Source organism: Pseudomonas sp. Colony2 (assembly GCF_019382755.1).
Taxonomy (GTDB): Bacteria; Pseudomonadota; Gammaproteobacteria; order Pseudomonadales; family Pseudomonadaceae; genus Aquipseudomonas.
The window spans coordinates 4,821,580-4,825,529 of sequence record NZ_CP080030.1; the positions used below are offsets into that span (position 1 = coordinate 4,821,580).

Annotated in this window: 5 protein-coding genes; 1 reads left to right on the forward strand and 4 read right to left on the reverse strand. The window is 59.7% G+C overall.

The features are described from left to right. The coding region (locus tag JV201_RS29825; RefSeq protein ID WP_257903239.1) for an integrase core domain-containing protein at positions 1-495 on the forward strand (495 nt) is incomplete at its 5' end. Between the two features lie 145 nt (positions 496-640). Here the strand turns inward: JV201_RS29825 and JV201_RS19215 are convergent. The 4 genes from JV201_RS19215 to hutU all read right to left on the reverse strand — a co-directional run. Further along, positions 641-1,432, reverse strand: coding sequence for an ABC transporter ATP-binding protein (locus tag JV201_RS19215; RefSeq protein ID WP_003220035.1), 792 nt, complete (start codon positions 1,430-1,432; stop codon positions 641-643). 17 nt (positions 1,433-1,449) lie between these two features. Further along, positions 1,450-2,187 carry an ABC transporter permease gene (locus JV201_RS19220; RefSeq protein ID WP_003220033.1) on the reverse strand — a complete coding sequence of 246 codons (738 nt, stop codon included), beginning with the start codon at positions 2,185-2,187 and terminating at the stop codon, positions 1,450-1,452. A 16-nt stretch (positions 2,188-2,203) separates the two neighbouring features. Beyond that, positions 2,204-2,926, reverse strand: coding sequence for an ABC transporter permease (locus tag JV201_RS19225; protein ID WP_003220032.1), 723 nt, complete (start codon positions 2,924-2,926; stop codon positions 2,204-2,206). Positions 2,927-3,026: 100 nt separating this feature from the next. Then, positions 3,027-3,950 (reverse strand): urocanate hydratase (gene hutU / locus JV201_RS29830; RefSeq protein ID WP_257903240.1); only part of this gene is annotated, 924 nt, incomplete at its 5' end.

The window sequence follows — 3,950 nt, forward strand, 5'->3', positions numbered from 1 at the left end:
GGGGAGATCACGGAACTGAGTATCTGGCTCGTTCGCCTAGGTATCAGAGTAAGTTTCAGTCGGCCTTTCCACCCTCAAACCAATGGAAAGATCGAACGATTTCATCGGTCACTCAAGGCTGAAGTGCTCAACGGCCGCCATTTTCGGACGCTTGCAGAGGCGCAAACAAATCTCGATCAATGGCGAGAGGTTTATAACCATCAACGCCCTCATCAAGCTCTGGGTTACAAGGTTCCAATGGACCGATACCGAGAAAGCCCCTGGGCTTATCCGGAGACGCTTTTGGCGTTTGAGTACGGGCCGGACGATTTAAAGGCCAAGGTTTATCACAGCCGATTTAAGTTTCAGAAGCGCTATTTCAGGATCGCCAAAGGCCTGGCCGGACATCACATCGCACTACGTCCCAACACTGAAAGTGACGGGCTATTTGACGTCTATTTCTGCCATCATTTTTTGCGAACGATCGACGTGAAACAGCCTGATTACGGTTCATAATGTGTCAACCATGTCCCCGCACATGTGTCCACCATGTGTCCGGTCCGTACACGCTTTTGCAAAGTGACTCGCTGTAAGAGCGAAACCATAAGCGGCCGTTACCGCAGCAACGGATATATACCCAAACCCAACCAACACCCAACCACTACTCCGCACTACGCTGCGTATGACTCGATACAAACTGCCGAAACCGCTCCGTCGGCAACCCCTCAAACAACTCCGCCGGCGTGCCCTGGGCATCAATCAACCCATTGGCCATAAACACCACCCGATTGGACACATGCCGCGCAAACCCCATTTCATGGGTCACCACCAACATGGTCCGCCCTTCCTCGGCCAGCGACCGCATCACCCGCAACACCTCCCCCACCAACTCCGGGTCCAGCGCCGACGTCGGCTCATCAAACAACATTACTTGCGGGTTCATCGCCAACGCCCGGGCAATCGCCACCCGCTGCTGCTGCCCACCCGACAAATGCGCCGGGTAATAATCACGGCGATCATAAAGCCCCACCTTGTGCAGCAGTTGCTCAGCTTCCTCCACACACTCGGCCTTCGAACGCTTGAGCACCCGCATCGGCCCCTCGATGACATTTTGCAAAACCGTCATATGCGACCACAGGTTAAAACTCTGGAACACCATGCCCAGCTTGCTGCGCATGGTCTCCACCTGCCGCGTGCTGCCAGGCAACAACCGACCGTTGCGCTGGCGCTTGAGCTCGATGGTTTCGCCGTCGAGCACAATACTGCCCTCGTCCGGGGTTTCCAGCAGGTTGATACAACGCAGGAAAGTGCTCTTGCCCGAACCGCTGGCACCGAGGATGGAAATCACGTCACCTTTGTGAGCCTCCAGCGAAATCCCCTTGAGAACCTGTGCCGAACCGAAAGCCTTGTGAATGTTGTTAACCGTAAGGGCGCTCTGAATCTGAGTACTCATGACAAGCTCCGCTGCAATCAGGAATGAGAAATAGGTTCGGGGGTTTGCTTGACCGGCACGTCTTTCGGCCGCTCACGCAGATGGGGCGACAGACGATGTTCAATCCAGGCCACCACACGCACCACCAGGAAATTCAGGATCAGATAGATCAACGCCGCACAAATGAACACTTCCATGGTGCGGTAGGTACGCTGGATGATTTGTTGCGCCACGCCGGTGACGTCCCACACGGTGACCAGGCTGGCCAGCGCGGTGGACTTGACCAGCAAGATGGCCTCGGTGGAATAGGCCGGAAGCGCCTGGCGCAAGGTGACCGGGCCGATCACTCGCCACAGCAGGGTCCAACGCCCCATGCCTACCGCCTGCCCCGCTTCGATCTGCCCTTGAGGCACGCTCAGCAGGCCACCGCGAATGATTTCAGCGGTGTAGCCGGCGGTGCACAGCGCCAGGGAGACCACGGCGCAGCCATAAGGCGACCTCAACACCACCCACAGGAAGCTGTCGCGAATCGCCGGGAACTGCCCCAGGCCGTAATAGATCAGGAACATCTGGATCATCAGCGGCGTGCCGCGAAACAGCATGATGTAGAAACGCGCCGGGTAGCTGAGGAATGGCCAGCGGCTGACGCGCATGGACACCACGCCCAGCGACAGCAGCAACCCCAGGGTCAGGGACGAAAAAAACAAGGCCAGGGTGATGGGCAAGGCACCCAGCAACTTGAGCATGGTGTCGGCAAGAAAGGCGAAATCGATCATGGCAAACGGTCCCTTCTCACGACTGTGCAGGATTGCGCCGCTGCGTACGCTGTACGCGCGCTTCGGCAATATTGAAAAGACGGCCCGAAAGCCCGGTCAGAATCAGGTAGCACACGCCGCCGACGATGTAGAACGTGAAGTACTGGCGCGTGGAACCCGCCGCCACCTGGCTGGCGCGCATCAGTTCCACCAGGCCAATCACCGAAATCAGCGCGGAGTCTTTCAGGCTCATTTGCCAGACGTTGCCCAGGCCCGGCAGCGCGTACCGCCAGATCTGCGGGATCAGCACCCGGCGAATCCGCGTTGCGCGGTTCATGCCGATCGCCAGTGCTGCCTCAAGCTCACCCTTGGCCACCGCGATAAAGGCACCGCGATAGACCTCAGCCTGATACGACGCCGAGATCAATCCGACGGCGATGGCCCCCACCATGAACGGCGGGACATCGACATAGCCTTCACCGCCAAACCAGTGATTGACGGCCGTCACCACACTGGCACCGCCGAAATAGAACAGGTAGATCACCAACAGCTCCGGAATCCCCCGGAACAGGATGGAATAGGCATCCCCCAGGTATCGCAAGGCACGCTTTTTGGAAAGCTTGGCCATGGCCACCAGGCTGCCGACCAGCGCACCGACCACCAGCGCCGCAAGGGTCAACAACACGGTCATGAGGGCGGCCTTGAGCAAGGCCATCCCCCAACCCGTGTCGCCAAAACTGAGCATCTGCATGAGACTCATCAAGTCACTCCTACCGAAAACACATAAAGCACCGGAACCTTGAAATCCGTCTCAACCTGCCCGACGTCCATGAAGCAAAGGGTGCAACTGCCTGCCTGGTTTACTTGACCATCGGCAGGTTCAAACCCTGCTCCTTGGCGCAATCAATCGCGATCTGGTAGCCGGCATCCGCATGACGCATCACGCCGGTCGCCGGGTCGTTGTGCAGCACGCGCGCGATACGCTCGGCGGCTTCGTCGGTACCGTCACAGACAATCACCATGCCAGAGTGCTGGGAGAAGCCCATGCCGACGCCGCCGCCGTGGTGCAACGAAACCCAGGTCGCGCCGCTGGCGGTGTTGAGCAAGGCGTTGAGCAGTGGCCAGTCGGACACGGCGTCGGAGCCGTCCTGCATCGATTCGGTTTCACGGTTGGGGCTGGCCACCGAGCCGGAGTCCAGGTGGTCGCGGCCGATCACGATGGGTGCCGACAGCTCGCCGCTGCGCACCATTTCGTTGAATGCCAGGCCGAGCTTGGCGCGCTGGCCCAGGCCAACCCAGCAGATACGCGCCGGCAGGCCCTGGAAGCTGATGCGCTCGCGGGCCATGTCCAGCCAGTTGTGCAGGTGCGCGTCGTCCGGGATCAGCTCTTTGACTTTGGCGTCGGTCTTGTAGATGTCTTGCGGGTCGCCCGACAGCGCAGCCCAACGGAACGGGCCGATGCCACGGCAGAACAGCGGACGGATGTAGGCCGGGACGAAACCCGGGAAGTCGAAGGCGTTTTCCACGCCCACTTCTTGCGCCATCTGACGGATGTTGTTGCCGTAGTCGAACGTCGGGATGCCTTGTTTCTGGAACTCGAGCATGGCCTTGACGTGCACGGCCATMGACTGCTTGGCGGCCTTGATCACTTCGGCCGGTTCGGTCTTSGCGCGGGCGCGGTATTCGTCCCAGGTCCAGCCGGCGGGCAGGTAGCCGTTGAGCGGGTCGTGGGCGCTGGTCTGGTCGGTGACCATGTCCGGGCGCACGCCACGCTTGACCAGCTC

Coding starts and splice junctions, on each gene's coding strand:
- JV201_RS19225 (WP_003220032.1), bottom strand. CDS start 2,926: ATGAGTCTCATGCAGATGCTCAGTTTTGGCGACACGGGTTGGGGGATG.
- JV201_RS19220 (WP_003220033.1), bottom strand. CDS start 2,187: ATGATCGATTTCGCCTTTCTTGCCGACACCATGCTCAAGTTGCTGGGT.
- JV201_RS19215 (WP_003220035.1), bottom strand. CDS start 1,432: ATGAGTACTCAGATTCAGAGCGCCCTTACGGTTAACAACATTCACAAG.